This window comes from Roseovarius sp. (genome assembly GCF_040223625.1).
Taxonomy (GTDB): domain Bacteria; phylum Pseudomonadota; class Alphaproteobacteria; order Rhodobacterales; family Rhodobacteraceae; genus Roseovarius.
Genome location: NZ_JAVKFX010000004.1, coordinates 30,478 through 56,173, shown reverse-complemented (window position 1 = coordinate 56,173; position 25,696 = coordinate 30,478). Strand labels below are relative to the sequence as shown.

Sequence of the window (25,696 nt, the reverse complement as noted above, 5' to 3'; positions counted from 1 at the left end):
ACTTAAGTCGATTTTCCCGCCGTTGCGCCGGTCAAAGCTTCATTCCGGTGTCACCTTTCCGGTGATCTTCCCGGGTTTGGCGCCGGAATCAGCCCAGCACTTTCTGCGTCGCGGCAACCGTCTTGGTCACCACCTCGTCGGCTTCCTCCTTCGTCAGGCAGAAGGGCGGCGCAAACCCAAGGATATCGCCCTGCGGCATCGCCCGCCCGATCACCCCGCTCTCGGCCAGCGCACTGGCCACCTGCGGCCCGATCTTGTCACCGGCATCGAAGAACGTCCGGCTGTCGCGGTCCTTCACGAACTCCACCGCGCAGAGCATCCCCTCGCCGCGCACCTCGCCCACGTTCGGGTGATCGCCCAGCGCCTCTTGCATGGTCTTCTTGAGATACCCGCCAACCTCGCGGTTGTTGGAAATCAGGTCCAGGTCGTCCAGCAGCTTGAGGTTCGCCACCCCGGCCGCCGCCCCGATCGGGTGCGCCGAATAGGTCCAGCCATGGCCGATCGCGCCGAACTCGTCGGTCCCCTGTTCCAGCACCTTCCACATCTTCTCGCCCACGATGCTGCCCGAAAGCGGCGCATAGGCACTGGTCAAGCCCTTGGCGATGGTGATCAGGTCCGGCTTCAGCCCGTAATGGTCCGACCCCATCATGCTGCCCAGCCGCCCGAACCCGGTGACCACCTCGTCGGCCACGAACAGGATGTCGTGCTTGTCCAGGACCTTCTGGATCGCCTCCCAGTACCCCTCGGGCGGCGGCACGATCCCCCCGGTGCCCAGCACCGGCTCGCCGATGAAGGCAGCAATCGTGTCGGCCCCCTCCCGCTCGATCACCTCCTCCAGCTTGTCCACGCAATGCTGCACGAACTGCGCCTCGCTCTGGTCGAGATTGTCGCGGCGATAGTAATAGGGCGCCTCGGTATGCTTGATCTGCACCAGTGGCAGGTCGAACTTCTTGTGGAACAGCTCCAGCCCGGTCAGCGACCCGGTGATCAGGCCAGACCCGTGATACCCCCGCCAGCGGCTGATGATCTTCTTCTTCTCGGGCCGGCCGAGGATGTTGTTGTAATACCAGATCAGCTTGACGTTGGTCTCGTTCGCATCACTGCCGCCCAGCCCGAAATAAACCTTGCTCATATGCTTGGGCGCCCGGTCGAGGATCATCTTCGACAACGTGATGCTCGCCTCGGTCCCGTGCCCCACATAAGCGTGGTAATAGGCCAGCTCGCGCGCCTGCTCGGCAATCGCATCGGCAATCTCCGTACGCCCGTAACCCACGTTCACACAGTAAAGCCCGGCAAACGCATCGAGCAGCTTGTTGCCGTCACGATCCTCGATATGGCTGCCGCTGCCCCCCTTCACGATCCGGTTCGGCGCCTCGCCCCGCGCGAACTGCGCCAGGTGCGTCGAAGGGTGAAAGAAATTCTCGCGGTCCCACTGGTCCAGTTGATCGTTCCTCAGCATACTCTTTCCTTTCCTTGGGGGCATCTCACCCTTGCTTTCATTGTTCCAAAAATACTCAAAATCCCACGGCCGCAACCATCACGCCCAGTCGCGGCAGACGTACTTGATCTCCATGAACTCTTCCATGCCGCGGCGGGCCCCCTCGCGGCCAAGGCCGGATTGCTTCACGCCCCCGAACGGGATCGGCGCGCCGGTCACCTTGGTGCGGTTCACCGCCACCATCCCGAATTGCAGCGCCCGGGTCATCCGGTAGATCCGCCGCGGATCGTGGCTGTGCACATAGGCCACCAGCCCGTATTCCGTGGCATTCGCCTTGGCGACAACCTCCGCCTCGGTGTCGAAGGGCGCGATCGGCGCCACCGGCCCGAAGGTCTCGTCCCGCATGATCAGCGCCTCGTCCGGCACATCGGCCAGCACCGTGGGCTCGTAGAACAGCGGCCCCAACTCATGCCGCTTGCCCCCGCACAGAAGCTTCGCTCCCTTCTCCAGCGCATCCGCCACGTGCTCCTCCTGCTTGGCCACCGCGCCCTCGTTCATCAGCGGGCCGATATCCGGGTCATCCATGCCACGGCCGATGCTCAACGCCTGCGTCGCCTCCGCGAACCGCTTGCAGAACTCCTCGTAAACCGGCCGCTCCACGAAGATCCGGTTCGCGCCAAGGCAATCCTGTCCCGAGGTCGCGAACTTGGCCTTGATCGCCTCGCCCACAGCCCGGTCCAGATCGGCATTCTTGAACACGATCACCGGCGCATGCCCGCCAAGCTCCATCACCAGCTTCTTCACCGTCTGCGCCGAATCGCGGTACAGCAGCTGCCCGACGGCGGTCGACCCGGTGAAAGACAGCGCCCTCACCCGCGCATCCGCCGTCCACGGCGGCACCACGGTCGAGGCCCGCCCCGTCACCACGTTGAACACCCCCGCCGGCACGCCCGCGCGCTCGGCCAACTCCGCCAGCGCCAGTGCCGAGAACGGCGTCTCGTGGCTCGGATGCGCCACCACGGAACACCCGGCCGCAATCGCCGCCGCCGCCTTCCGGGTCAGCATCGCCGACGGGAAGTTCCACGGCGTGATCAGTGCCACGACCCCCACCGGCTCCAGCCAAAGCTCGACCTCGGCATCGGGAAGATGGCTCGTCACCCCCTCGATATTCGGCCGCTTGGCCTCCTCGGCGTAATACTCGACGAAACTGGCGGCATAATCGATCTCGCCCCGCGCTTCCGACAGCGGCTTGCCCTGTTCCAGCACCATGATCCGCGCAAGGTCTTCCTTGTGCTTGATCATCAGGTCGAACCACCGGCGCAGAATGGCCGACCGCTCCTGCGGCAAGGTCATCGACCAGCTCTCGAACGCCTCCTGCGCCGCGTCGACCGCCCCGGCGCTTTCCTCGGCCGACAGCATCGCCACCTCGCCGATGAAATCGCCCGTCGCCGGGTCGTTCACCGCCAGCGTCTCGCCCGAGCCCGCCGCGCACCACTTGCCGCCAATATAGGAAAAGCTGCGAACAAGGGCCTTGTCGCCGATATCCGCCGTCGCCGTGATTGCCGTGTCCAGCATTGCCATACTCCATCTCCTTGTTAAGGCGGAGTATGATCCGCTCCTCCAGGGAGGTGAGACTGAACTATGCCGGGCTTGCAGAAGATTCTTCTGCGGCCTCTCCTTGTATTCCGTAGGCCGGGCTTCAGCCCGGCACCCCCCCATCCCCCAACAATATATCCAAAGGCGGCGCCTTCCCGCCCTTCACCCGCTTCGTCACCACGTAGGTAAAGTACTTCGCCAGCCCCACGCGCGCATCCAGCATCGCATCGATCAGCCGCTGGTAACTGTCGATATCCCGCGTCACGATCTCCAGCAGGTAATCGAACCCCCCGCCCAGCGCCCAGCAGCCCACGATCTCCTCGTAACCCTGCACCGAATCCTCGAACACCCGGAACGCCGCCGCCGTGTGATCGGCCAGTTCCGCCGCCACGAAGACCCGAACATAGGGCCCCAGCTTCTTCAGGCTGATCTCGGCCCGATACCCCTCGATCACCCCCGCCTTCTCAAGCTTGCGCAGCCGTTCCCAGCACGGGCTCGCCGACAAGCCAACCTCCTCGGCCAGCTCCGCCTTGGTGATCCGCCCCCTGACCGACAGCACCTTCAGGATGGCGAGATCCCGGTCGTCCAGACGCACCATGCCTCAAAGCTTCCGACAATCGGCAAGGTAAGGCAGCCTCGCCTGCGCCGCCGCCACCCTGTCGAGGTCGATATCGATGGTCACGAACCCCTCCTCGCCCACCGGCACGGCACTTACCTCGCCATCCGGCGCCACGATCCGCCCGCCGCCATAGAACCCAAGCCCGTGCAGCTCGCCCGCATGATCCGCGTAGCCGATATAGATCCCGTTCTCGAAGGCCCGCGTCGGCACCACCTTTTCCGCCACGATACCCCAGTCCCGGCCCAACGCCGTCGGCACCAGCACCAACTGCGCCCCGCCCTGCGCCGCCTGCCTGAGGCTCTCGGGGAATTCCACCTCGTAACAGATGATCATCGCCACCCTTACGCCGCCAACCTCGGCAAACGTCACCGCCTCGCCCAGCCCGAACGCCTCCACCTCGAAACTCTGCGGCGAGGCCAGCCTCTTGCGGTGATTGGCAATCAACTGCCCCTCCGCCCCGATCAGCGCGGCGGAATTATAGACACTATCCTGCCCTTTTTCTGCATAACCCCATGCCAAAGCAGTACCATGCAGGATCGCCAGCCCCGCCATCCGCTTGGCAAACGGCCCGGTCGGCGCCTCGGCCAGCTTCCCGTAATCCGCCTTCTGGTCATATCCCGTGGCAAACAGCTCCGGGCACAGCACGAGGTTGCAATGCTGCCCCGCCATGTGCTTCTCCAGCCCGGCCAGCTTCTCGTCCTGCGTCGCCCCCGCGCGGCACTGATACACCCCCAGCTTCATGACTGTATCACCGTCCCGGAATCCCCACCGGCCAGCTTCGCCGCCACGTGGCTGGCAATCGCCGTATCCTGCGCGCCCGTCCCGGTCAGGTCCGCAATCGTAATATCGCTGGCAGACCTACGACCGCCACTCTTCTTCGTGATCACATCGCCCAGTTCCACCGGCGTGCCTCCTGTCCAAAGCCCCGCCGCGATCGCACTGCGCAGCTCGCCCACCTTCTCGGTCTGGCTCCCCCGGTCGGCCACATACAGGTCCGCCTTCACCAGCGCCGCCGCCTCGATCTCGTTCTTCCCGTCCTGGTCCGACCCCATCGCCGTCACATGCAGCCCCGGATGCAGCCACTCGGCCTTCAGCACCGGCTCCCGCGCCGGCGTGGTCGTCACCACCAACTGGCTTTCCGCCACGAGTTGCGCCGGATCAGAGACGATTTCTGCCTCGACCCCCAGTGAATTCTTCAGGTCCTTCGCACATTCCGCGGCCTTCTGCTCATCGCGCCCCCAGACGATCACCCGCTCGAACGGCCGCACCAGGTGTGCCGCCTGCATCTGCAGCCTCGCCTGCACCCCCGTGCCGATCACCCCGGCGGTCTTCACCACCTCCGGCGCCAGATGCCTCGCCGCCACCGCGCCCGCGGCGGCGGTGCGGATATCCGTCAGGTAGCCATTGTCCAGGAACAGGGCCTTCACCAGCCCCGTCTGCGCCGAAAACAGGATCATCAGCCCGTTCAGCGACGGCAGCCCCAGCTTCGGATTGTCGAAGAACCCCGGGCTCACCTTGATCGCGAACCCCTCGAAGCCGGGGATATAGGCGGTCTTCACATCCACCTCGCCATTCGCCGCCGGCAAGTCCATCGACAGGATCGGCGGCATCACCACCTCGCCCCCCGCCAGCGCCGCAAACGCCGCCTCGATCACGTCCACCGTCTCGACGTCCAGCGCCACCACCTCGCGCAGCTCCGCCTCCGTCATGATCCGGATATCATTCGCCATCACTCTCTCCCTGCACCAACTCTTCCGCCAGCCTTTCGGCCCGCTCCAACACGCCTGCATCGTCCATCACGTCCCCCGCCGCCCGCACGTTGCACGCCCGGATCAACTCCCGCCGCGCGAACCCCATCCGGTTCAGCGCCGGCCCGTACTGCTCCAGCAGATCGCCATAAAATTCCGGCCCCTCGCCCTGCACCTGCACCAGCACCAGCGCCATGCCCGGCTTGAACTCCGTCGGCTCCGGATTGGTCAGGTAATCGGGTCTGAACAGGCCGAAAAACCGGTCCAGCGCCAGCTTCATCTGCCCGGTCATGTTGCAGAAATAGATCGGCGTCGCCAGCACCAGCACATCGGCGCCCTTCACATCCTCCAGCACCGGCGTCAGGTCATCCTCCGGCCCGTCGAGCCCGGCGCTGCCATCACCCACGTATCCCGAATACTGCAACCCGCGCAGCGCATGGGTCACGATCTCCGCCCCCTCCCGCGCTGCCACCTCGCAGAACCGCGACGCCAATTGGTCACTGTTCCCGCCCGGCCGCGGGCTCCCCAGCAGGCAGACAACCCGCGTCATGCCGCCCTCCGATAGGGCCAGCCCGTCACCGTCACATCGCCAAGCTGCACATCCTGCCCCGTCACGATTCGCGTGAACATCTCCATATCGAGGTTCCGCCCCGTCACGATCGTCGCCGTCGGCCCGTTCAGGGTCACTTTCCCGGTCAGCACCGCCGCCAAACCGACCACGCAAGCCCCTTCCGCCACGATCCGGTCCTCGTAATACAGCACCTGCATCGCGTGATAGATCTCCTCCTCGCTCACCAGCACCACGTCATCCAGCAGATCGCGGCACATCGGAAAGGACAGCTTGTTCTCCATCCCGATCCCGCCACCAAGGCTATCGGCCAGCGACGCAACCTCCTCCACCTCCACCGGCCGCCCGGCCTTGATGCTCTCGTACATCGCCGCCCCCCGGTCCATGGTGATTCCCACCACCCGGATATGCGGCTTGATCGCCTTCGCCGCCAGCGCCACCCCGGCGGCCAGACCGCCGCCCGACAAAGGCACCAGAATCGTCTCTAAATCAGGCCGTTTCGCCACCATCTCCAGCCCGATCGTCCCCTGTCCGCAAATCACCGCCGCATCGTCGAAGGGCGAGATTTCCACCAGCCCTTCCTCCTTCACCAGCCGCAGCGACTCCGCCAGCGCCTCGTCCTGGCTCCGCCCGGCAATCCGCACCTCTGCGCCCAGCGCCCGGATGCCATCCACCTTCGCCTGCGGCACCAGTTCCGACATGCAGATCACCGCCCGCATCCCCTTCTCCCGCGCCGCGAACGCCACCCCGCGCCCGTGATTCCCCGTCGAACAACAGGTCACCCCCGGCGCATCCATCACGTTCGCCACCGCGTTGAACGCCCCCCGCAGCTTGAAGGCGCCAATCGGCTGCATGTTCTCCAGCTTCAGCAGGAATTCCTGCCCCCCGGCCTCCGTCATGAAGGGCGACGGCACCAGGGGCGTACCATCGGCCACCCCCCGCAAGACTTGCGCGGCGGCATGGATATCGGCCAGTGTCGGCGTCATGGTTCACTCCCTCGTCTTCCGGGCTCTACTTCGGGGCACTCTTGCCCCCGGTCCTGCCTACGTCAACTCTACCGCCGCTTGGAGGTTCAAAAACGACACCGAAGGGCGGGTTTCTTGGGGCAGGCCGGGGCTTTGCCCCCCACGGTACCCCGGAAACGACCGATAATTCAGGATAACCCATGCTTCAGAAAGACCTTCCCTTCACCCAGGCCGAATTCGACCGGCGGCTCGACCTGACCCGCACGGCGATGGAAGCGGCGGGCATCGACCTGCTCTTCGTCACCGATCCCTCGAACCAGAACTGGCTGACGGCCTATGACGGCTGGTCCTTCTACGTGCACCAGGGCGTGATGGTCCCGATGGAGGGTGATCCCATCTGGTGGGGCCGGCGCATGGATTCCTTCGGCGCCCGCCGCACCTGCTGGATGGCCGAGGAACAGATTCTCGGCTACGGCGACCATTTCGTGCAATCGACCGAGCGCCACGCGATGCAGGATCTCGCCGGCCGCATCTACGCGCTGGGCCTCGGCTCCGTCCGCATCGGTGTCGAGATGGAGAACTACTACTATTCCGCCAAGGCGCACGAGGTCCTGACCGAGATGCTGCCCGACGCCACCTTCGTCGACGCCACCGCGCTCGTGAACTGGCAGCGCCTGATCAAGTCGGACGAGGAGATCGCCTTCATCCGCAAGGCCGCGAAAATCTCCGAGAAGGTCGTGCAGACCGCCATCGACAAGGCCGAGCCCGGCCTGCGCAAGAATGACCTCGTGGCCGAGATCATGCGCGCCGGCATCGCCGGTGTCGATGACATCTGGGGCGACTACCCGGCCATCGTGCCGCTCACCCCCTCCGGCCTCGACGCCACCGCCGCCCACCTGACATGGAACGGCGACGAGATGCGCAAGGGCGAAGCGACCTTCTTCGAACTCTCCGGCTGCTACCGCCGCTACCACGCCCCGCTCTGCCGCACCGTTTATCTCGGCAAGCCCCCCAAGGAGGTGCTCAACGCCGAAAAGGCCCAGCTCGAGGGCATCGAGGCCGGCCTCGCCGCCGCCCGCCCCGGCAACCGCACCTGCGACATCGCCAACGCCTTCATCGGGGTGCTGCAGAAACACGGCATCCACCGCGAAGGCCGCTGCGGCTATCCCATCGGCCTCAGCTACCCGCCCGACTGGGGCGAGCGCACCGCCTCCATCCGCCCCGAGGATGAAACCGTGCTCGAACCCGGCATGACCTTCCACTTCATGCCCGCGCTGTGGCTGGAAACCTGGGGGCTGGAAACTACCGAAACCATCCTCATCACCGAAACGGGCGAGGCCGAAACCCTCTGCGACATGCCCCGCAAGCTGTTCATCAAGGACTGATCCGGCCGCGCGGCCCGCACAGGAAAGGGCGGCCATCCGGCCGCCTTTTTCCTCACTCGCCGAGATCGCCCCGCAACGAGGCGGGAATATCCCGCGCGCCATGCAGCACGCGCCAGAGATCAATGAAATCCCCGTCCTCGCAGTAGAACGCGAGATAGCCGAAACCCTTCACCGGCCACACCCTCAACCCGGGCCGGTCCAGCTCCCATCCGAACCGCGACGATCCCGCCGCGGGGTGGGTCGATATATGCTCGCATGCGGCCTCGAAGGCATCGATGAACCGAAGCGCCGCCGCCAACCCCGCCTCGCGGACAAGATAATCGACAGCCTCTTCGACATCCCTGCTGGCGGCCCGCCGTGGCACGACCGGCCGGTTGGCCTGCGTCACCCGGCTTGACCCGTCGCCCGGACCGCCCTGTCCCTGAGCGCTTGAATCGTGTTGTCCGTGATCGGCTCGTCCTGCGCACTTCGCCGACCCTCATCGAGCAAGGCGCGCAGCGCCTGACGATCAAGATCACGACGGATCAGATCACGCACATACTCGCTCGACGTGCCGTAACCCCGCGCCTCGGTCTGCTTGTCCACTGCAGAGCGCATGTCGTCAGGCAGGGAGATGTTCATCGTGGCCATGTCGAAAAGATGCGCAGCATGGCAAATTTTGTCAAGGCTGGCAGCGGCGAGAACCGGCCCGCCGCCCCCGTCGGCCCCAATCGCCCCCCAAACAAGAAAGGCAGCCCTCGCAGGCTGCCTCTTCCCCAAATTTCGACCCTGTTCCGGCCCAACAAGCCTCAGCTCGCCGCCTTCATGAGCCCTTCATCCTCAAGCTGCTTATGCGCCAGGTCCAGCGCCTTCCACGCCCGCTCGGCCAGCATGTCGACCTCGTCCTTCGTGATCACCAGCGGCGGCGAAATCACCATCCGGTCGCCCACGTGGCGCATCACCAGCCCGTTGGCAAAGCAATGCTCGCGGCAGATCAGCCCGGCCGTCCCCTTGTCGGCGGCAAAGGCCGCGCGGCTCTCCTTGTGCGGCGTCAGCGCGATCGAGCCCATCAGGCCCTGGATCTTCGCCTCTCCCACCAGCGGGTGATCGGCCAGCGCCTCCCACTTGCCCTTGAGATACGGCGCGGTCTCCTTCCCGGCCCGCTCGACGATTCCTTCCTCGTCCAGCAGGCGCAGGTTCTCCAGCGCCACGGCACAGGCCACGGGATGCCCCGAATAGGTATAGCCATGCGCGAACTCGCAGCCGTTCAGCACCTCTGCCACCTCGTCACACACGACAGACCCGCCGATCGGCGCATAGCCCGAGCTCAGGCCCTTGGCGATCGTCATGATATGCGGCCGGATGCCGAAGCTCTCGCAGGCGAACCAGTCGCCCGTCCGGCCGAACCCGCAAATCACCTCGTCGGCGATCAGCAGGATGCCGTACTTGTCACAGATCCGCTGGATCTCGGGCCAGTAGCTCTTCGGCGGAATGATCACGCCCCCGGCGCCCTGGATCGGCTCACCGATGAACGCGGCCACCTTCTCGGGCCCCAGCTCCTCGATCTTCTCCTCCAGCTCGCGCGCCCGCATCAGCCCGAATTCCTCGGGGTCCATGTCGCCGCCCTCGGCGTACCAGTGCGGCTGGTTAATATGGTGGATATTCTCGATCGGCAGGTCGCCCTGCTCGTGCATCGGAACCATGCCGCCAAGGCTGGCGCTGCCCATGCTCGACCCGTGATAGGCATTCTTGCGCGAGATCACGATCTTGCGCTCCGGCTGGCCCTTCTCGGCCCAGTAGGTACGCACGAGGCGAAGGTTCGTGTCGTTCGCCTCCGACCCCGAGCTGGCAAAGAACGTGTGGTTCAGGTCATAGGGCGTTAGCGCCGCGATCTTCTCGGCCAGCGCGATGGCCGGCACGTGGGTCGTCTGGAAGAAGGTGTTGTAATAGGGCAGTTCCTTCATCTGCCGCGCCGCCGCCTCGGCCAGCTCGTCGCGGCCATAGCCGAGGTTCACGCACCACAGCCCGGCCATCGCGTCCAGCATCTCGTTGCCGTCGCTGTCGGTCAGCGTCACGCCCTTGGCCCGGGTGATGACGCGCACGCCCTTCTTGGTCAGGGCGTTCCCGTGGGTGAACGGATGCAGGTGATGCGCCGCGTCGAGCGCCTGCAGTTCAGCCGTGGGCATGTGATTGGTGATCATCGTCATGGCAAAACCTCTTCTGGCAGGAATACGGTGAATGCGGCCTCTGCCGCGGTCACGACCAGAATATGATCAAATTAATCAATGTCAATCGAATCAGGTCGCAGGCCCCGGTTTGCCGAAAGACAGCCGCACCTGCTCCATCCCCTGCACCACGTCGTCGCAAATCGCCTGCGCCGCACGCTCGCCGTCACCCGCCCGCATCGCGTCGAGCACCTCCTTGTGCTTGTCCGGCAGGTTCTGCGTTCCCATCCGCCCGCACACCACCCGAAGCGACGGTCCGAACCGAAGCCACAGCCCGTCGGCCATGTTCGCAAGGATCGGCTGATCCGCCAGATCATAGATCGCCTTGTGGAAAGAGTAGTTCCGTTCGAGGTAAATCCGCAGGTCCCCGGTCTCGATCGCCCGGTCCAGCTCGGCATCCAGATCCGCCAGCCGGTCAAGGTCCTCCGCGCTCGCCCGCTCGGCGGCACATTGGGTCAGGTAGGGATCAAGCCATTGGCGCGCAACGATCAATTCGCGCACGTGATTCGCCGTCAGCTGCGGCACCGACACCCGCCGGTTGCCCTGGAACTCCAGCGCCCCCTCCGCGATCAGCCGCCGGATCGCCTCGCGCACCGGCGTCATGCCCGCGCCCATCCGGTCGGTCAGCCCCTGGATGGTCACCGCCTGCCCCGGGGCCAGGTCGCCGAACAGCACCATCGCGCGCAACTGCCGGTAAATCAGTTCATGCGCCGGCAGCCGGCCGGGGTCTTCCCCCGGCTTGCCCATTTTTCGTGCCGCGATTTTCATCCGTTCGTTCATCTTTCTCCGCCACCTCCCGAGTGTCCTTGCGAGTTTAACGGCAAGGTGAAAACATTACTATATTGCCATGCCCGGAAAATTTTGATCAAATCCGCGGCAAGGCATGACACGATGCCGATCCAACGCCGATCCAACGGGAGAATGACATGAGATCGCTGATACTGACGACCGCCGCCACACTTGCCCTGGGTGCGGTCGCCGCCTCGGCCCAGGAGGTGCGCGTCTACAACTGGTCCGACTATATCGACGAGGACCTGCTCACCAAGTTCGAGGAGGAAACAGGCCTCGACCTCGTCTACGACGTGTTCGATTCGAACGAGGTGCTCGAAACCAAGATGCTCGCAGGCGGTTCGGGCTACGACGTGGTCGTCCCCTCCGGCACCTTCCTGCAGCGCCAGATCCAGGCCGGCGCCTTCCAGAAGCTCGACAAGGAACAGCTCCCCAACCTCGAGCATATGTGGGACACCATCCAGGAACGCACCGACGCCTATGACCCGGGCGGGGAATACTCGATCAACTACATGTGGGGCACCACCGGCCTCGGCGTGAATGTCGACAAGGTCAAGGAAGCGCTGGGCGAAGACGCGCCCATGGGCTCGCTCGACCTGATCTTCGACCCCGCCAACATGGAAAAGCTGGCCTCCTGCGGCGTCCACGTCCTTGACGCCCCGACCGAGCTGATCCCGGCGGCGCTCGCCTATATCGGCGAAGACCCCGACAGCCACGATCCCGACGTGATCGCCAAGGTCGAACCGGTGCTGGAAGCGGTCCGCCCGCATATCCTCAAGTTCCACAGCTCCGAATACATCAACGCGCTCGCCAACGGTGACATCTGCGTCGCCTTTGGCTGGTCCGGCGACATCCTCCAGGCCCGCGACCGCGCCGACGAGGCCGACAACGGCGTGACCATCGCCTATAACGCGCCCAAGGAAGGCGCGCTGATGTGGTTCGACCAGATGGCCATCCCGGTCGACGCCCCCAACCCCGAGGGCGCCCACACCTTCCTCAACTTCATCATGGATCCCGAGAACATCGCCGCGGCATCGAACTACGTCTACTACGCCAACGGCAACAAGGCCTCGCAGGAACACCTGGTCGAGGACGTGATCGGCGACCCGGCGATCTACCCGGATGAGGAAACGCTCGAAAACCTCTACACCACCACGCCCTACCCGGCGAAGGTGCAGCGGGTCGTCACCCGCCTCTGGACCAAGATCAAGTCGGGCACCTAAGACCCGCCTTTCCGGCCCGCGCGATCACCCGCGCGGGCCCCTTTCCACATGCAAAATCGGGGAACAGGCATGGGGCAGACCGTTTTCGAGCCGTGGAACGACCCGGACGCCAAACCGCTGATCCAGTTCAGGAACGTCAGCAAGCGCTTCGGCGATTTCACCGCCATCGACAACCAGTCCTTCGATATCTACGAGCGTGAATTCTTCGCCCTTCTCGGCCCCTCGGGCTGTGGCAAGACCACGATGATGCGCATGCTCGCCGGGTTCGAGACCCCGACCGAAGGCACCATCCTCCTCGGCGGGCAGGACATCGCGCCCATCCCGCCCAACAAGCGCGCCGTGAACATGATGTTCCAGTCCTACGCGCTCTTCCCCCACCTCACCGTCTGGGAAAACATCGCCTTCGGCCTCAAGCGCGACCGGCGCCCGAAGGACGAGATCGACTCCCGCGTCGCCGAAATGCTCAAGCTCACAAGGCTCGAACAATTCGCCCGCCGCAAACCCCACCAGATTTCCGGCGGCCAGCGCCAGCGCGTCGCCCTCGCCCGCTCCCTCGCCAAAGCGCCGAAACTCCTCCTGCTCGACGAACCCCTCGGCGCCCTCGACGCCAAGCTGCGCCAAGACACCCAGTTCGAACTGATGGACATCCAGGAGAAGACCGGCACGACCTTCGTCATCGTCACCCACGACCAGGAAGAGGCGATGACCGTCGCCTCCCGCGTCGCGGTGATGGATCACGGCAAGATCATCCAGGCCGACATCCCCGCCAAGATCTACGAACAGCCCAATTCCGTCTACGTGGCCGACTTCATCGGCGACGTCACCATTCTCAACGGCACCGCCACCAAGGCCGAGAACGGCTACGAGATCGACTTCGCCGAAGGCCAGCCGAAACTCTTCTGCCAGACCGACAAGCAACTCGCCAACGGCCAGTCCTGCCATATCGCCATCCGGCCCGAGAAAGTCTCTATTTCAGCCGAAAAGCCCGCCGACCGCCGCAACATCCTGCAGGGCAAGATCCACGACATCGCCTATCTCGGCAACATCTCCACCTACCACGTCAAGCTGGCCAACGGCAAAATCGTCAAGGCGCAAACCGCCAACACCCGCCGCCTCGCGCACCGCCCCTTCACCTGGGAAGACGAAGTCTACCTGAGCTGGTCCGACACCGCCGGCGTCCTGCTGGAGCGCTGAGAGATGCGCCGCGCAATCCTCATCCTCGTCCCCTATCTCTGGCTGCTGGCGCTGTTCCTCGTGCCCTTCCTGATCGTGCTCAAGATCAGCCTCTCGGACATCGCCCTCGCAATTCCGCCCTACACCCCGACGCTCGACCTCTCCGAAGGCTGGCAGGGCATTAAGGACTTCTTCGCCGAACTCGACTTCGAGAACTTCGAATTCCTCACCACCGACGATCTCTACTGGAAGGCCTACCTCTCCTCCGTCAAGATCGCCGCCATCGCCACCTTCCTCACCCTCTGCGTCGGCTATCCCATCGCCTACGGCATGGCCAACGCCCCCGAACACTGGCGCGCCACGCTGATGATGCTGGTGATCCTGCCCTTCTGGACCAGCTTCCTCATCCGCGTCTATTCCTGGATGGGGATTCTGTCGACCGAGGGTTACCTCAACCAGTTCCTCCTCGGCATCGGCGTGATCTCGAGCCCGCTGACCATCCTCAACACCAACACCGCCGTCTATATCGGCATCGTCTACACCTACCTGCCCTTCATGATCCTGCCGATCTACGCGGCGCTCGAACGGCTCGACGGCTCGCTCCTCGAAGCGGCCGAAGACCTCGGCTGTTCCCGCATCTCGGCCTTCTGGCTGGTCACCGTGCCGCTGTCGAAGAACGGCATCATCGCCGGCTGTTTCCTCGTCTTCATCCCCACGATCGGCGAATTCGTCATCCCCTCGCTGCTCGGCGGCTCGCGCACGCTGATGATCGGCAAGGTCCTGTGGGAGGAGTTCTTCAACAACCGCGACTGGCCGGTCGCCTCCGCCGTCGCCGTCATCCTGCTGCTGATCCTGATCATCCCGATCATCCTCTTCCAGCGCAACGAACAGAAACAGCGGGAGGCCGAGCAATGACGTGCACTCACCCGTTCCGGCCCCCGAGCCGGGACCTCGCCCCGCCGCGCCCGAACGCCATGTACCACGAGGCCCCGGATCAGGTCCGGGGCGGGAAGGCCACCACATGAGACGCCTCACCTGGTTCAACGCCACCTCCCTGACCCTCGGCTTCGCCTTCCTCTACCTGCCGATGGTCATCCTCGTGATCTATAGCTTCAACGCCTCCAAGCTCGTCACCGTCTGGGCCGGCTTCTCGACCCGCTGGTACGTCGAACTCCTCGGCAACGAGGCCTTCCTCGACGCCGCCTGGGTCACGCTTCAGGTCGCCGTGGTCAGCTCCACCATCGCCACCATTCTCGGCACCATGGCGGCCTACGTGCTCGTCCGCGCCGGCCGCTTTGCCGGGCGTACCCTCTTCTCCGGCATGATCTACGCCCCCCTCGTCATGCCCGAGGTGATCACCGGCCTCTCCCTCCTCCTGCTCTTCATCGGTATCGGGCTCGACCGCGGGGTGTTCACCATCATCCTCGCCCATACCACCTTCTCGATGTGCTACGTCTCGGTCGTCGTCTCCTCGCGCCTGGTCAGCTTCGACCGCTCGCTCGAAGAGGCCGCGCTCGACCTCGGCTGCACCGCGGCCGAGGCGTTCCGCCTCGTCACCCTGCCGATCATCGCCCCCGCCGTCATCTCCGGCTGGCTCTTGGCCTTCACCCTGTCGCTCGACGACCTTGTGATCGCCTCCTTCACCGCCGGCCCCTCCTCCACCACCTTGCCGATCAAGATCTGGTCGTCGATCCGGCTTGGGGTCAGCCCGGAAATCAACGCGCTGTCCACCATCCTGATCGCCATCGTCACGGTCGGCGTCATCACCGCCTCGCTGATCTCCAAGCGCGCCACCCTGCGCCAGCGGGCCGACGAACAGGCAGCCATACGAACATGACCGATCTCGCCCGCATCTGGGAACCCAAGGCCTACGGGCCCTCGCCGATCCGCGATTGCTGGTGGGCCGATACCGTGGCGCCCGGCGACTGGCCCGCGCTCGACGGCGACACCACCACCGACGTCGCCATCGTCGGTGCGGGCTTCACCGGCCTTTCCGCCGCCCTCCACTTGGCCGAGGCCGGGATCGGCGTCACCGTGCTCGACGCCCAGCACCCGTTCTGGGGCGCCTCGGGCCGCAATGGCGGCTTCAACTGCCTCGGCGGCGCCAAGGCCAGCCATGACGAGATCGCCAGGAAATTCGGCCAGTCCGAAATGCTCGACTATGCCAAGGCGGAGCGCGCCGCCGTCGAAACCGTGGGCCAGCTCGTCGACCGGCTCGGCCTCGATGTCGATCGCCATTCCGACGGCGAAACCCAGCTCGCTCACCGCCCCAAGGACTTCGCCGCCATGCGCGCCCGCGCCGGTCACATCAAGCAGCTCTACGGCGTCGACCCCACCGTCATCCCGCCCGAGGAACTGGCCCAGTCCGGCCTCAACGGCCCTTTCCACGGCGCCGTGACCAACCCGCTCGGCTTTGCCCTCAATCCTCGCAAATACGCGCGCGGCCTCGCCCACGCGGCCCGCGACGCCGGCGCGGCGATCCACGGCCACTCCGCCGTCACCGCCATCGAACCCCGCGCCGACGGCTATCGCCTCCACACCGCCTCCGGCACCGTCCGGGCAAAGAAATTCATCATCGCCACCAACGGCTACAGCTCCGACAACCTGCCCGCCTGGATGGCCTCGCGCTACCTGCCCACCCAGTCCAGCGTCATCGTCACCCGCCCCATGACGCAGGAGGAATTGACGGCCCAGGGCTGGACCAGCCACCAGATGTGCTTCGACAGCCGCCACCTGCTCCACTATTTCCGCCTGATGCCCGACAACCGGATGCTCTTCGGCATGCGCGGCGGGCTCAGCCACACCGACGCCACCGAAACCGCCATCCGCAAGAAGATCCGCGCCGATTTCGACACCATGTTCCCCGCCTGGCGCCACGTCGAAACCCCGCATTACTGGTCCGGCTTCGTCTGCCTCTCGCGCGACCTGCTGCCCTATGCCGGCCCGATCCCCGGCATGGACGGCGGCTTCGCCGCCTTCGCCTATCACGGCAACGGCGTCTCGATGGGCAGCTACTCGGGCACGCTCCTCGCCGACCTCGTGCAGGGCAAGACACCGTCCACCCCCTACCCGGCGCCGATGCGCCACACGCCGCGCCGCTTCCCGCTCGGGCGCTTCCGCCGCCTGCTGATGCGCCCCGCCTACGTGAAATACGCCCTGTCCGACATCTGATCCGGGGCTCAGCCCTGCGGCGTCTTCGCCTGCCGCGCCTTGCCGCGCTGGATCCCCAGGTGCCGCTCCCGCAGGATGATGATCAGCCCCGCCAGGATCACCAGCGCCGCCCCCAGCAGCATCGGCCGCGTCGGCACCTCGTCGAAAATGACATAGCCGATCACGATGGCGAACAGCATCGAGGCATAATCGAACGGCGCGATCACGCTCGCATCCGCAAACCGATAGGCCGAGGTGATGAAGATCTGCGCCAACCCCCCGATCAGCCCCGCCAGCACCAGCAGCAGCGCCTCCCGCCCCCCGGGCATGACCCACGCGAAGGGCGTGCCGGGCATGGCGAACCCGATCAGCATGGTCAGCAGCGACAGGATGGTCGAGGTCATCGAGAAGTAGAACACGATCGCACTGGTCTGCTCGGTCTGCACCAGCTTGCGAATGTAGATCTGCGCCAGCGCCGCACAGGTCGCCCCCAACAGCACCAGCACCGCGCCCACCGCCTCCGCCGTCTGCACCGTCGGCCCGGAGAGCGTCGTCAGCCTTGGCGCCAGCACGATCAGCACGCCGACAAGGCCCAGCGCCACGGCCCCGATCCGGAACACGCCCACCTTCTCGTCAAGAAACATCGCTGCGAACACCACCACCAGCAGCGGCGCGGTATAGCCCAGCGCCGTCACCTCCGGCAGCGGCAACATCCCCAGCCCGGCGAACATCAGCGCCATCGCCGTGGTCCCCACCACCCCGCGCCAGAAATGGCCCATGGGCGATTTCACCTTCAGCCCGGTCGACAGGTCCCGCCTGACCGCCAGCCAGATCAGGATCACCGGAATGGCAAAAAGCGAGCGAAAGAACACCGCCTCGCCCGGGGGCACATGATCCGCCGTCGCCTTGATCAGCGCCGACATGACGATGAACAGCAACACGGCACAAAGCTTGAGGGCAATGCCCTTGAACGGGGCCATCGGCGCATCTCCTTGCCCCTTGATTGACCCGCCGCCGGCCAAAGGTCAACTCCGCCGCGCGCAACCCTGCCATGCGCCGCCTGCCTCACTGTCGGATGCCTCCGGCGGGGAGTTCGCGGACTTCCCGGAAACTCTCCAGTGGAGAGTTTCGTCCGTGAACGGGCGGAGCCCAGACCAAGAAGAAGCGGGGCACGTGCCAGTTTCTTCTGGCCCGAAATATCCCAGGGGGTTCGCAGGCTTCCCGGAAACTCTCCAGTGGAGAGTTTCGCCTGCGAACGGGCGGAGCCCAGGAAAGGCGGCTGGCCCCCCAAGGCCTGCGTGGCCCGAACGCAAACCAACCGGATGCGCCCGGAAGGCGCGCCACCTAACCGCCGCCCTCCGCCGCCCACAACAGCTTGCGCCCGCCCGCCTCCTTGCCGGGCGTCACGCCGAACGCCGCCTTGTAGCTGCGCGAGAAATGCGAGGGGCTGACGAACCCGCACAGCACGCTCACCTCCGCCACGGAAAGCTCGGTCTGCCGCAACACCTGCCTTGCCCGCTCCAGCCGCAGCGACAGGTAGTATTTCCCCGGCGAGGTCCCGAGGTGCTTCGCGAACAACCGCTCGAGCTGCCGCGTCGACACCCCCACCGCCTCCGCCACCTCGTCCGGGCCCAGTGGCTCCTCGACATTGTTGCGCATCGTCTCCACCGCCAGCGCCAGCTTGCGGTCGCGCACACCGGTCCGGTCCTGCACCGGAATGCGCTGCGACTGGCTGTGATCGCGCGGCGCGGTATAGACCATCTGCTCCGCCACCCAGTCGGAAATCTCCTGCCCGTAATCCTCGTGAATGAGATGCAGCATCAAATCCATCGACGACGCGCCCCCGGCGCAGGAGAACACCCGCCCGTCGACCGAGAAGATCTTGTCCTCGATGCTCACCCGCGGCAGCGCCTCGACCAGCGCGGTCTTGTACTCCCAATGGGTCGATATCCGCTTCCCCGCGATCAGCCCGGCCAGCGCCAGCGTATAGGCCCCGCTCGACAGCGACCCGAAGCTCAGCCCCTTCCGCGTCTCCCGCCTGAGCCACGCCAGAACCGGCTTCGTGCTCCCCGCCGCCACGTCCTCCCCGGCACAGACCACCAGCGTGTCGTCCCGCCGCAGCTCGCACAGCCCGTCATCCACCTGCACCGTCACCCCGTTCCACGCCGCCGCCGCCCCGCCATCGGCACTCAGCAGCTTCCAGGTATAGTACGTCCGCCCGCCCGCGTGCCGGTTGGCCAGCGTCAGCGCCTCCAGCGCACAGGTGAACCCCAGCATCGAGAAGCCGGGGATCAGCAGGAACACATAACGCTTCGGCCTCTCCTCGGCGGCGGTCATGCCCGGCCCCGTCCTACCAATCCATCACCACCTTGCCGGAATTCCCCGAGATCATCGCGGCAAACCCCGCCTCGAAATCGTCGATGGAAATCCGGTGCGTGATCAGCCCGCTCACATCCAGCCCCGACTGCACCAGCGCGATCATCTTGTACCACGTCTCGTACATCTCGCGCCCGTAGATGCCCTTGATATGCAGCATCCGGAAGATCACCGTGTTCCAGTCCACCGGAAACTCCGTCGGCGCAATGCCCAGCAACGCGACCTTCCCGCCATTGTTCATCCGCGAGATCATCTGCTGCATGGCGGCACTCGCCCCCGACATCTCGAGCCCCACGTCGAACCCCTCGGTCATGCCGATCTCGTCCATCACGTCGCGCAGCTGCTCCTTCGAGACGTCGACGACATATTGCACCCCCATCTCCCGCGCGAGGTTGAGCCGGTAGGGATTGATATCCGTGATCACCACCTTCCGCGCGCCCACCTTCTGCGCCACCAGCGCCCCCATGATCCCGATCGGCCCGGCGCCCGTCACCAGAACATCTTCGCCCACAAGGTCAAAGCTCAGCGTCGTATGCACCGCGTTCCCGAACGGATCGAAGATTGCCGCGATCTCGTCCGGCACGTCCTCCGGAATCGGCACCACGTTGCTCTCCGGAATGCACAGGTACTCGGCGAAACTCCCCGGCCGGTTCACGCCGACCCCCTTGGTGTTCCGGCACAGATGCCCCCGCCCCGCCCGGCAATTCCGGCAGGCCCCGCACACGATATGCCCCTCGCCCGACACCCGCTGGCCGATCCGGTATTTCACCGCCGCCGCCCCGGTATCGACGATCTCGCCCACGAATTCATGCCCCACCACCATCGGCACCGGCACCGTCTTCGCGCTGAACTCGTCCCATTTCCATATATGCACGTCGGTCCCGCAAATGGCCGATTTCTTCACCTTGATCAGCACATCCGCCGGCCCCGGCTCCGGCACCGGCACGTATTCCATCCACAGCCCCGGCTCGGGCTTCGCCTTCACCAGCGCCTTCATCTCGTTCTGCATCGCGCTACTCCCACAAATCCGTGCTGAGATACTTGAGCCCGCTGTCGCACACCACGAAGGCGACACAGCCACCGCTTTCCTTGCCCTTCAGAAGCCGTACCGCCGCGGCCAGGTTCGCCCCGGCCGAATACCCGCCGAAGATCCCTTCCATCCGCGCCAGCAACCTCGCATGCTCCGCGGCCTCCGCGCCGGAAACAGTCTCTGTTCCGGCCAAACTCACGCCCTCCAGGTGCACAAGGTCGGGCATCGAATACCCGCCGCCCTGGATCGGATGCGCCGCCCGGTCCGGCTCCACCGCGTAACAGCGCACGCCCTTCTCCCCGAAGAACCTCGCCGCGCCACCCAGCGTGCCCCCCGATCCGACAAAATCGCAAAACGCCGTCACCGCCCCTTCCGACTGCCCCCATATCTCCGGCGCCGTCCCGGTCTCATGCGCCCGCGGATTGCCTTCGCGCGCAAACTGATCCGCCCGAAACGCCCCGCGCTCCGCCGTGATCCGCTGTGCCGCCTCTTCCACCAGCGCCAGGTCCGCCCCCGAAACCTCGCCCCGTTTCGAGCCTTCCGCCTGTGGCACCAGGACAACCTCGGCCCCCAGCGCCCGCATCATCCTTGTCCGCTCCTCGGAATTCCCCTCGCTCATCACCGCCACGAACGGATGCCCCAGCACCCCGCACACGATCGAAAGCCCGGTCCCCATGTTGCCCGAGGTCAGCTCCACCACCGACTGCCCGGGGGCCAGCTCCCCGCTCTCCCGCGCCGCCTCGACAATCGCCTTCGCCGCCCGATCCTTCTTCGAGAATCCCGGCAACAGGTAATCCAGCTTCGCCAGCAGCCGCCCTTCAAGCCCCAATGCGTCTCTGACCCGGCTCAACTCGACCAGCGGCGTCCCCCCCATCGCCCCGATGACGGACGGCAAAACCCCACTCACGAGATCACCCCCAACTCGCCCCCGACCTCCTCGAACGCATCGATCGCCCGGTCCAGCATCTCCCTCGTCAAAGCCGCGCTCATCTGCGTCCGGATCCGGTCCTGCCCCTTCGGCACCACAGGGAAGCTGAACGCGGTCACATACACCCCCTTCTCGTTCAACTTCGCCGCCATCTCCTGCGCCAGCTTCGGATCGCGCAGCATCACCGGAATGATCGCATGCTCCCCCGGCAGCAGCTCGAACCCCAGCGCACCCATCCGCTCCCGGAAATACGCCGCGTTCTCCCACAGCTGCGCCCTGAGCGCCGCCCCATCCTCCAACAGGTCGAACACCTTCAAAGACGCCCCGGCAATCACCGGCGCCAGCGTGTTGGAAAACAGGTAAGGCCGCGACCGCTGCCGCAGCCAATCCACCACCTCTCGACTAGCCGCCGTAAACCCGCCCGAGGCACCGCCCAGCGCCTTGCCCAGCGTCCCGGTGATAATGTCCACCCGGCCCATCACCCCGCAATGCTCATGCGTGCCCCGGCCGGTCTCGCCCACGAACCCCGTCGCATGGCAATCGTCGATCATCACCATCGCGTCGTACTTTTCCGCCAGGTCACAGATCTCCGCCAGCTTCGCGTAATACCCGTCCATCGAGAACACGCCATCCGTCGCAATCAGCCGATGCCGTGCCCCCTGCGCCTCCTTCAGACACCGCTCCAAATCGGCCATGTCCGAATTCGCATACCGATACCGCTGCGCCTTGCACAGCCGCACCCCGTCTATGATGCTCGCATGGTTCAACGCATCCGAGATGATCGCGTCCTCCGCCCCGAGAATCGTCTCGAACAAACCCGCATTCGCGTCGAACGCCGCGGCATAGAGAATGGCATCCTCCATCCCCAGATACGCCGCCACCCTTGCCTCGAGCGCCTTGTGCTCCTCCTGCGTCCCGCAGATGAACCGCACGCTCGCCATCCCGAACCCGTAGCGATCCAGCGCGTCATGCGCCGCCCCGATCACCCGCACATCATCCGCCAGCCCGAGGTAATTGTTGGCACAAAGGTTCACCACCTCCCTGCCGCCCGCCAGCGTCACCTCCCCCGCCTGCATCGACGTGATCACACGCTCGGTCTTGTAAAGCCCCTCGGCCTTCAACTCCTCCAGCCGCTCTCCCAGATCCCCGTCAAACCTCTCGCCCGCACGCATCGCTCACTCTCCTTTTCCAGTCCCCGGGCTTCTTCTGGCCGGAAATAACCCGGGGGAATCGCCGCCCCGCGGCGATGGGGGCAGCGCCCCCTGACTCGGTCCAAGGGCGGCCCACCGCCCCTGCCACAGGCTTCCCGCGCAATCCGCCCGCCGTCAACCGCAAGCCGTCGAAGCCGGCAGGTCCACGCCCCGCCGCTCGGCGCCCCGCAACAGCAGCCGGATGATATCCGACCGCGTCAGTATCCCGATCAGCCGCCCCGCCCGCAGGACCGGCACCACCTGGACCTCCTGCCGCGCCATCCGGTTCAGCAGATGTCCAACCGGCATATCATGGGCAACCGCGTTCTCCGGCGCGCGCATCACCTCCCGCGCCCTGGCCCGCCCGGCACCCAGCCCGCCCTTCGCCAGCACCGGCATCAGGTCGGCCTGCTGCACGATCCCGGCAAACACCCCGTCCCCGTCGATCACCGGCAGGCTCTTGATCGCGTGCGCCCGAAACAGCCGCGCCACCTCCTTCACCGACGTTTCGGGCCCGACCGTGATCAGCGCCTCCGTCGCAAGATCCCCGCACGTCACCCCCTCGAACCGGTGTCGCGCCGCCTCCGCCTCGGCAGCGGCCAGCAGGCGCCCGAGATCAACCGCACCAAGGTTGGCCGACTGGTGAAACCGGTGCAAGAGCCCCTCGAGCTCCTCCGTCGACAGGCCCAGCCGCGGCGCCGCCTCCGGCGCAGGCGGGCCCGGGGCATGGCGGAACGGATAAACCCGGCCGCTCAGCCGGTTGTACACGACCCCGCCCAGCACCAGCACGGCGGTGCACGCGCCCACCGGCACCACCGGAAACAGCCAGCTCGCCGCCAGCGCCGCCTTCGGGTCGAGCGCGGCCAGAAGCGCCACCGCCCCGCCCGGCGGATGCAACGCCCGCACCAGCATCATCGCCGCGATCGCCGCCCCCACGGCCACCGCCACCGCCGCCCATTGCAGCGGGACCACCTGCAACACCGCCACTGCCACGAGGGCCGACACCATGTTTCCCGCGATCGCCGAGAAGGGCTGCGCCAACGGGCTGTTCGGCACGGCAAAGATCAGCACCGCGCTCGCCCCCAGCGGCGCGAAGAGATACAGCGAGCCTCCCGCCGGCCCCGGCACGAAAGCGACAAACGCGCCGCAAAGCAGCAGCCCCGCAAGCGCACCGACCCCGGCCCGCACCGTCTCGGCCGCGCTTTCCCGGCGCATCGCAGGCGTCAGATGCCGCAGAAACCCCGCCCTGATCATGTTGGGTCCGTCCTTTCCCCGCCTTGCCCGTGGCCCCTCTCTGTCACGGCCTCCCTCACCCCGCAATCCGCGGCCGGCCAGACGCCTCCACGGTAATCTCCGCCTCGAGGAACACCTCCCGCGCCTCCGCCTGCGCCACCTTCATCTCCCGCGCGGCGCTTACATGGATGTCCTGCGCCCCGGCCCGCTCGGCCTCGGCCCGCGCCTCCCCCTCCAGCACCTCCTGCAACGCGGCCATCGCCGCCTCCGCCTCCGTGAAATCCTCCGGCCCGCGCTCCAGGTGGACCCGGAACCGCCCCTCGGCCGGGCTCGTGACCGTCCCGCTCCGCCGGATCGTCACGCGCCCCACCACCGCGCCGATCGCATTCGCCACCCCCGCATGCTCCGGAAGCACCATCCGGCAGGACAGCCGTTCGCCCACCGCCCCGTAATAGGCCGGCGCCGAGGCCCCCAGCCCCACAACCGGAAGGTTCAGCCCCGCTTCCAGCCGCATCAGCCCCCGGTGATGGTCCAGCCCCTTCTGCAACAGCACGTGCCGGGCCAACACCTCCGGCGACAGCCCGAAATCCACCTCTTCCTCGGCAAAAGCACTCTCTAACAAGGCCAAACTCGTCTGATGCGTCAGCTGGTCGATAATCATCTGCGCCATCGCCAGGGGCTCGGGGTTCAGCCGGTTGCCGCTCCCCGTCCGCTTCCGCCCGATCAGCGCCACCGCCTTCTCGGCCGCCTCGCCATCCCACTGCGCCTGCCGCCCCAGCACATGCGCCGCGTCCGACGGCGTCACGCCCGCAACCTGCACCAGGCCCCGCTTGACCAGCCGCATCAGCCCGGCCACCTCCAGCCGCGTCTTCAGCACCGCCCCCAGCGGCTGCACCCCGACGCCGATCCGCTCCAGCAGCGCCGCATCCTTGGGCTGCAAGCCCCCGGCCTCCACCCCCGGCACCGCCCGCACGAACCGCGCGTCATGCTCGCCGGGCGTCTCGCTCCGCAACTGCTCGTCCAGCACCCGGTGCACCAGCTCCGGCGCCTCCGTCGCGATCAGGCTCACCGGCACCACCCGCCTCGGCCCGAGGCTCACACCGCCCACAAGACCCTCGTCCATCACGTGAACTTCGCTGTCCCCGCCCAGCCCCGTCGTCCGCATCGCCACGGCTTCGACCATCGTCCGCCACGGGCCGACCCTTGCGCCCGGGTCGATCGCCGGCTTGCCACCCCGCAGAACCGCCACATCCGTCGTCGTCCCGCCGATGTCGGATACCAGCGCCTCGGTCTCCCCGGTCATCCAGCACGCGCCCACGATACTCGCCGCCGGCCCGCTCAGGATCGTCTCGATCGGCCGCTCCTTCGCCTGCCCCGCCGAGATCAGCGCGCCATCGCCCCGCACCACCATCAGCGGCGCATGGATTCCGAGCTCGACCAGCTTGCCCTCCGCCTTCTCGATCAGCTGCGCGATCATCCCGATCAGCCGCGCGTTCAGCACCGCCGTCAGCGCCCGCTTCGGCCCGTTCAGCCGCGCCGACAGGTGATGCGAGCACGACACCGGCTTGCCCGTCGCAGCCCGGATCATCTCCGCCGCGCGCAGCTCATGCGCCGGGTTCCGCGTCGCGAACTGGCTCGCCACGGCAAAGCCGGAAACGCCCATATCAGTCTCTAACCATGCCGAAAGCGCCGCTTCATCCAGCTTCGCGGCCTCTCCGCCTGCATGGGAATGCCCCCCCGCGATCACCAGCGCCGGATCACCCCCCAGCGCCTCGCGCAGCCCGTGCCCGTCAAGGTCGCGCTCCCGGAACCCGATATAGACAAGCCCCACGCGCCCGCCCTGCCCCTCGACCAGCGCATTGGTCGCCAGCGTCGTCGAGAGAGAGGCCAGCCCGATCTCCCCCACATCCGCACCGCTCTCCTTCAACACGGCCGCCACCGCCTTGCCGATCCCCTCGGCCAGGTCATGCCGCGTGGTCAGCGCTTTGGCGCTCGCCACCACCTCGCGCTCATCCCTGATCAGAACGGCATCCGTATAGGTCCCGCCGGTATCGACCCCCAGCAAAAGCGCCATGCGCTCG

At 66.2% G+C, this 25,696-nt stretch carries 24 protein-coding genes; 6 read left to right on the top strand and 18 right to left on the bottom strand.

Going from position 1 to position 25,696, the window contains the following annotated elements:
- Positions 1 to 88 precede the first annotated feature (88 nt).
- The 7 genes from RLN94_RS01285 to eutB all read right to left on the bottom strand — a co-directional run bounded on the left by RLN94_RS01285 (position 89) and on the right by eutB (position 6,955).
- Positions 89 to 1,459: an aspartate aminotransferase family protein gene (locus tag RLN94_RS01285; protein WP_350129712.1), complete on the bottom strand. Its 1,371-nt coding sequence runs from the start codon at positions 1,457 to 1,459 to the stop codon at positions 89 to 91.
- Between the two features lie 78 nt (positions 1,460 to 1,537).
- The gene (locus RLN94_RS01280) at positions 1,538 to 3,013 is read right to left on the bottom strand and encodes an NAD-dependent succinate-semialdehyde dehydrogenase (protein WP_350129715.1); all 1,476 of its coding nucleotides are present in this window, start codon (positions 3,011 to 3,013) and stop codon (positions 1,538 to 1,540) included.
- A 124-nt stretch (positions 3,014 to 3,137) separates the two neighbouring features.
- Complete coding sequence (locus RLN94_RS01275) at positions 3,138 to 3,629, bottom strand: Lrp/AsnC family transcriptional regulator (RefSeq protein WP_350129767.1); 492 nt, start codon at positions 3,627 to 3,629, stop codon at positions 3,138 to 3,140.
- A 6-nt stretch (positions 3,630 to 3,635) separates the two neighbouring features.
- Positions 3,636 to 4,394: a nitrilase-related carbon-nitrogen hydrolase gene (locus RLN94_RS01270; protein WP_350129718.1), complete on the bottom strand. Its 759-nt coding sequence runs from the start codon at positions 4,392 to 4,394 to the stop codon at positions 3,636 to 3,638.
- Positions 4,391 to 5,383, bottom strand: a complete 993-nt coding sequence (locus RLN94_RS01265; protein ID WP_350129721.1) for a cyclodeaminase — start codon at positions 5,381 to 5,383, stop codon at positions 4,391 to 4,393. Before RLN94_RS01265 ends, RLN94_RS01270 begins: the two co-directional genes overlap by 4 nt.
- Positions 5,373 to 5,951: a flavodoxin family protein gene (locus RLN94_RS01260; RefSeq protein ID WP_350129724.1), complete on the bottom strand. Its 579-nt coding sequence runs from the start codon at positions 5,949 to 5,951 to the stop codon at positions 5,373 to 5,375. Before RLN94_RS01260 ends, RLN94_RS01265 begins: the two co-directional genes overlap by 11 nt.
- The gene (gene eutB, locus RLN94_RS01255) at positions 5,948 to 6,955 is read right to left on the bottom strand and encodes a hydroxyectoine utilization dehydratase EutB (RefSeq protein WP_350129727.1); all 1,008 of its coding nucleotides are present in this window, start codon (positions 6,953 to 6,955) and stop codon (positions 5,948 to 5,950) included. The genes RLN94_RS01260 and eutB overlap by 4 nt, the downstream gene beginning before the upstream one ends.
- Positions 6,956 to 7,134: 179 nt before the next feature.
- On the opposite strand from eutB, the gene RLN94_RS01250 reads away from it, so the two are divergent.
- Positions 7,135 to 8,319 carry a M24 family metallopeptidase gene (locus RLN94_RS01250; protein ID WP_350129730.1) on the top strand — a complete coding sequence of 395 codons (1,185 nt, stop codon included), beginning with the start codon at positions 7,135 to 7,137 and terminating at the stop codon, positions 8,317 to 8,319.
- A 52-nt stretch (positions 8,320 to 8,371) separates the two neighbouring features.
- Here the strand turns inward: RLN94_RS01250 and RLN94_RS01245 are convergent, their stop codons facing one another.
- From RLN94_RS01245 to RLN94_RS01230, 4 genes are all read right to left on the bottom strand, one after another.
- The gene (locus RLN94_RS01245) at positions 8,372 to 8,707 is read right to left on the bottom strand and encodes a type II toxin-antitoxin system RelE/ParE family toxin (RefSeq protein WP_350129733.1); all 336 of its coding nucleotides are present in this window, start codon (positions 8,705 to 8,707) and stop codon (positions 8,372 to 8,374) included.
- Positions 8,704 to 8,949, bottom strand: a complete 246-nt coding sequence (locus tag RLN94_RS01240; RefSeq protein ID WP_350129737.1) for a ribbon-helix-helix domain-containing protein — start codon at positions 8,947 to 8,949, stop codon at positions 8,704 to 8,706. Before RLN94_RS01240 ends, RLN94_RS01245 begins: the two co-directional genes overlap by 4 nt.
- 158 nt (positions 8,950 to 9,107) lie before the next feature.
- Entirely contained in the window at positions 9,108 to 10,505 is a 1,398-nt protein-coding gene (locus RLN94_RS01235) for an aspartate aminotransferase family protein (RefSeq protein ID WP_350129740.1), read from the bottom strand.
- Between the two features lie 90 nt (positions 10,506 to 10,595).
- Positions 10,596 to 11,303: a GntR family transcriptional regulator gene (locus RLN94_RS01230; protein WP_350129743.1), complete on the bottom strand. Its 708-nt coding sequence runs from the start codon at positions 11,301 to 11,303 to the stop codon at positions 10,596 to 10,598.
- Between the two features lie 146 nt (positions 11,304 to 11,449).
- On the opposite strand from RLN94_RS01230, the gene RLN94_RS01225 reads away from it, so the two are divergent.
- The 5 genes from RLN94_RS01225 (at position 11,450) to RLN94_RS01205 (ending at position 16,879) form a co-directional block, all read left to right on the top strand.
- Entirely contained in the window at positions 11,450 to 12,535 is a 1,086-nt protein-coding gene (locus tag RLN94_RS01225; protein WP_350129746.1) for a polyamine ABC transporter substrate-binding protein, read from the top strand.
- A gap of 69 nt (positions 12,536 to 12,604) precedes the next feature.
- On the top strand, positions 12,605 to 13,729 hold the full coding sequence (locus RLN94_RS01220) for an ABC transporter ATP-binding protein (RefSeq protein WP_350129749.1): 1,125 nt from the start codon (positions 12,605 to 12,607) through the stop codon (positions 13,727 to 13,729).
- A gap of 3 nt (positions 13,730 to 13,732) precedes the next feature.
- Positions 13,733 to 14,623: an ABC transporter permease subunit gene (locus RLN94_RS01215; protein WP_350129752.1), complete on the top strand. Its 891-nt coding sequence runs from the start codon at positions 13,733 to 13,735 to the stop codon at positions 14,621 to 14,623.
- A gap of 106 nt (positions 14,624 to 14,729) precedes the next feature.
- Positions 14,730 to 15,545, top strand: coding sequence for an ABC transporter permease (locus tag RLN94_RS01210; protein ID WP_350129755.1), 816 nt, complete (start codon positions 14,730 to 14,732; stop codon positions 15,543 to 15,545).
- A complete protein-coding gene (locus tag RLN94_RS01205) occupies positions 15,542 to 16,879 on the top strand; it encodes an NAD(P)/FAD-dependent oxidoreductase (RefSeq protein ID WP_350129758.1) in 1,338 nt (445 codons plus the stop codon). The genes RLN94_RS01210 and RLN94_RS01205 overlap by 4 nt, the downstream gene beginning before the upstream one ends.
- A gap of 8 nt (positions 16,880 to 16,887) precedes the next feature.
- On the opposite strand, the gene RLN94_RS01200 is transcribed toward RLN94_RS01205, so the two are convergent.
- From RLN94_RS01200 to RLN94_RS01170, 7 genes are all read right to left on the bottom strand, one after another.
- The gene (locus RLN94_RS01200; protein WP_350129761.1) at positions 16,888 to 17,838 is read right to left on the bottom strand and encodes a DMT family transporter; all 951 of its coding nucleotides are present in this window, start codon (positions 17,836 to 17,838) and stop codon (positions 16,888 to 16,890) included.
- 364 nt (positions 17,839 to 18,202) lie between these two features.
- Complete coding sequence (locus tag RLN94_RS01195) at positions 18,203 to 19,195, bottom strand: GlxA family transcriptional regulator (protein ID WP_350129764.1); 993 nt, start codon at positions 19,193 to 19,195, stop codon at positions 18,203 to 18,205.
- Between the two features lie 13 nt (positions 19,196 to 19,208).
- Entirely contained in the window at positions 19,209 to 20,231 is a 1,023-nt protein-coding gene (gene tdh, locus RLN94_RS01190) for an L-threonine 3-dehydrogenase (protein WP_350158534.1), read from the bottom strand.
- A gap of 16 nt (positions 20,232 to 20,247) precedes the next feature.
- Complete coding sequence (locus tag RLN94_RS01185; RefSeq protein WP_350158530.1) at positions 20,248 to 21,171, bottom strand: PLP-dependent cysteine synthase family protein; 924 nt, start codon at positions 21,169 to 21,171, stop codon at positions 20,248 to 20,250.
- Positions 21,168 to 22,364 (bottom strand): glycine C-acetyltransferase, encoded by a 1,197-nt coding sequence (locus tag RLN94_RS01180; protein WP_350158531.1) that lies wholly within the window; start codon positions 22,362 to 22,364, stop codon positions 21,168 to 21,170. Before RLN94_RS01180 ends, RLN94_RS01185 begins: the two co-directional genes overlap by 4 nt.
- A gap of 153 nt (positions 22,365 to 22,517) precedes the next feature.
- Entirely contained in the window at positions 22,518 to 23,636 is a 1,119-nt protein-coding gene (locus RLN94_RS01175) for an HPP family protein (protein WP_350158532.1), read from the bottom strand.
- A 55-nt stretch (positions 23,637 to 23,691) separates the two neighbouring features.
- Positions 23,692 to 25,689 carry a hydantoinase/oxoprolinase N-terminal domain-containing protein gene (locus tag RLN94_RS01170; protein WP_350168409.1) on the bottom strand — a complete coding sequence of 666 codons (1,998 nt, stop codon included), beginning with the start codon at positions 25,687 to 25,689 and terminating at the stop codon, positions 23,692 to 23,694.
- Positions 25,690 to 25,696: the final 7 nt, after the last annotated feature.

Excerpts from the sequence above, each read along its gene's own strand:
- RLN94_RS01200 (WP_350129761.1), bottom strand. The coding sequence starts at position 17,838 with ATGGCCCCGTTCAAGGGCATTGCCCTCAAGCTTTGTGCCGTGTTGCTG.
- RLN94_RS01250 (WP_350129730.1), top strand. The coding sequence starts at position 7,135 with ATGCTTCAGAAAGACCTTCCCTTCACCCAGGCCGAATTCGACCGGCGG.
- RLN94_RS01215 (WP_350129752.1), top strand. The coding sequence starts at position 13,733 with ATGCGCCGCGCAATCCTCATCCTCGTCCCCTATCTCTGGCTGCTGGCG.
- RLN94_RS01170 (WP_350168409.1), bottom strand. The coding sequence starts at position 25,689 with ATGGCGCTTTTGCTGGGGGTCGATACCGGCGGGACCTATACGGATGCC.
- RLN94_RS01225 (WP_350129746.1), top strand. The coding sequence starts at position 11,450 with ATGAGATCGCTGATACTGACGACCGCCGCCACACTTGCCCTGGGTGCG.
- RLN94_RS01235 (WP_350129740.1), bottom strand. The coding sequence starts at position 10,505 with ATGACGATGATCACCAATCACATGCCCACGGCTGAACTGCAGGCGCTC.
- tdh (WP_350158534.1), bottom strand. The coding sequence starts at position 20,231 with ATGAAGGCGCTGGTGAAGGCGAAGCCCGAGCCGGGGCTGTGGATGGAA.
- RLN94_RS01240 (WP_350129737.1), bottom strand. The coding sequence starts at position 8,949 with ATGGCCACGATGAACATCTCCCTGCCTGACGACATGCGCTCTGCAGTG.
- RLN94_RS01270 (WP_350129718.1), bottom strand. The coding sequence starts at position 4,394 with ATGAAGCTGGGGGTGTATCAGTGCCGCGCGGGGGCGACGCAGGACGAG.
- RLN94_RS01195 (WP_350129764.1), bottom strand. The coding sequence starts at position 19,195 with ATGACCGCCGCCGAGGAGAGGCCGAAGCGTTATGTGTTCCTGCTGATC.
- RLN94_RS01280 (WP_350129715.1), bottom strand. The coding sequence starts at position 3,013 with ATGCTGGACACGGCAATCACGGCGACGGCGGATATCGGCGACAAGGCC.
- RLN94_RS01210 (WP_350129755.1), top strand. The coding sequence starts at position 14,730 with ATGAGACGCCTCACCTGGTTCAACGCCACCTCCCTGACCCTCGGCTTC.
- RLN94_RS01175 (WP_350158532.1), bottom strand. The coding sequence starts at position 23,636 with ATGATCAGGGCGGGGTTTCTGCGGCATCTGACGCCTGCGATGCGCCGG.
- RLN94_RS01220 (WP_350129749.1), top strand. The coding sequence starts at position 12,605 with ATGGGGCAGACCGTTTTCGAGCCGTGGAACGACCCGGACGCCAAACCG.
- RLN94_RS01285 (WP_350129712.1), bottom strand. The coding sequence starts at position 1,459 with ATGCTGAGGAACGATCAACTGGACCAGTGGGACCGCGAGAATTTCTTT.
- RLN94_RS01180 (WP_350158531.1), bottom strand. The coding sequence starts at position 22,364 with ATGCGTGCGGGCGAGAGGTTTGACGGGGATCTGGGAGAGCGGCTGGAG.
- RLN94_RS01265 (WP_350129721.1), bottom strand. The coding sequence starts at position 5,383 with ATGGCGAATGATATCCGGATCATGACGGAGGCGGAGCTGCGCGAGGTG.
- RLN94_RS01230 (WP_350129743.1), bottom strand. The coding sequence starts at position 11,303 with ATGAACGAACGGATGAAAATCGCGGCACGAAAAATGGGCAAGCCGGGG.
- RLN94_RS01260 (WP_350129724.1), bottom strand. The coding sequence starts at position 5,951 with ATGACGCGGGTTGTCTGCCTGCTGGGGAGCCCGCGGCCGGGCGGGAAC.
- eutB (WP_350129727.1), bottom strand. The coding sequence starts at position 6,955 with ATGACGCCGACACTGGCCGATATCCATGCCGCCGCGCAAGTCTTGCGG.
- RLN94_RS01205 (WP_350129758.1), top strand. The coding sequence starts at position 15,542 with ATGACCGATCTCGCCCGCATCTGGGAACCCAAGGCCTACGGGCCCTCG.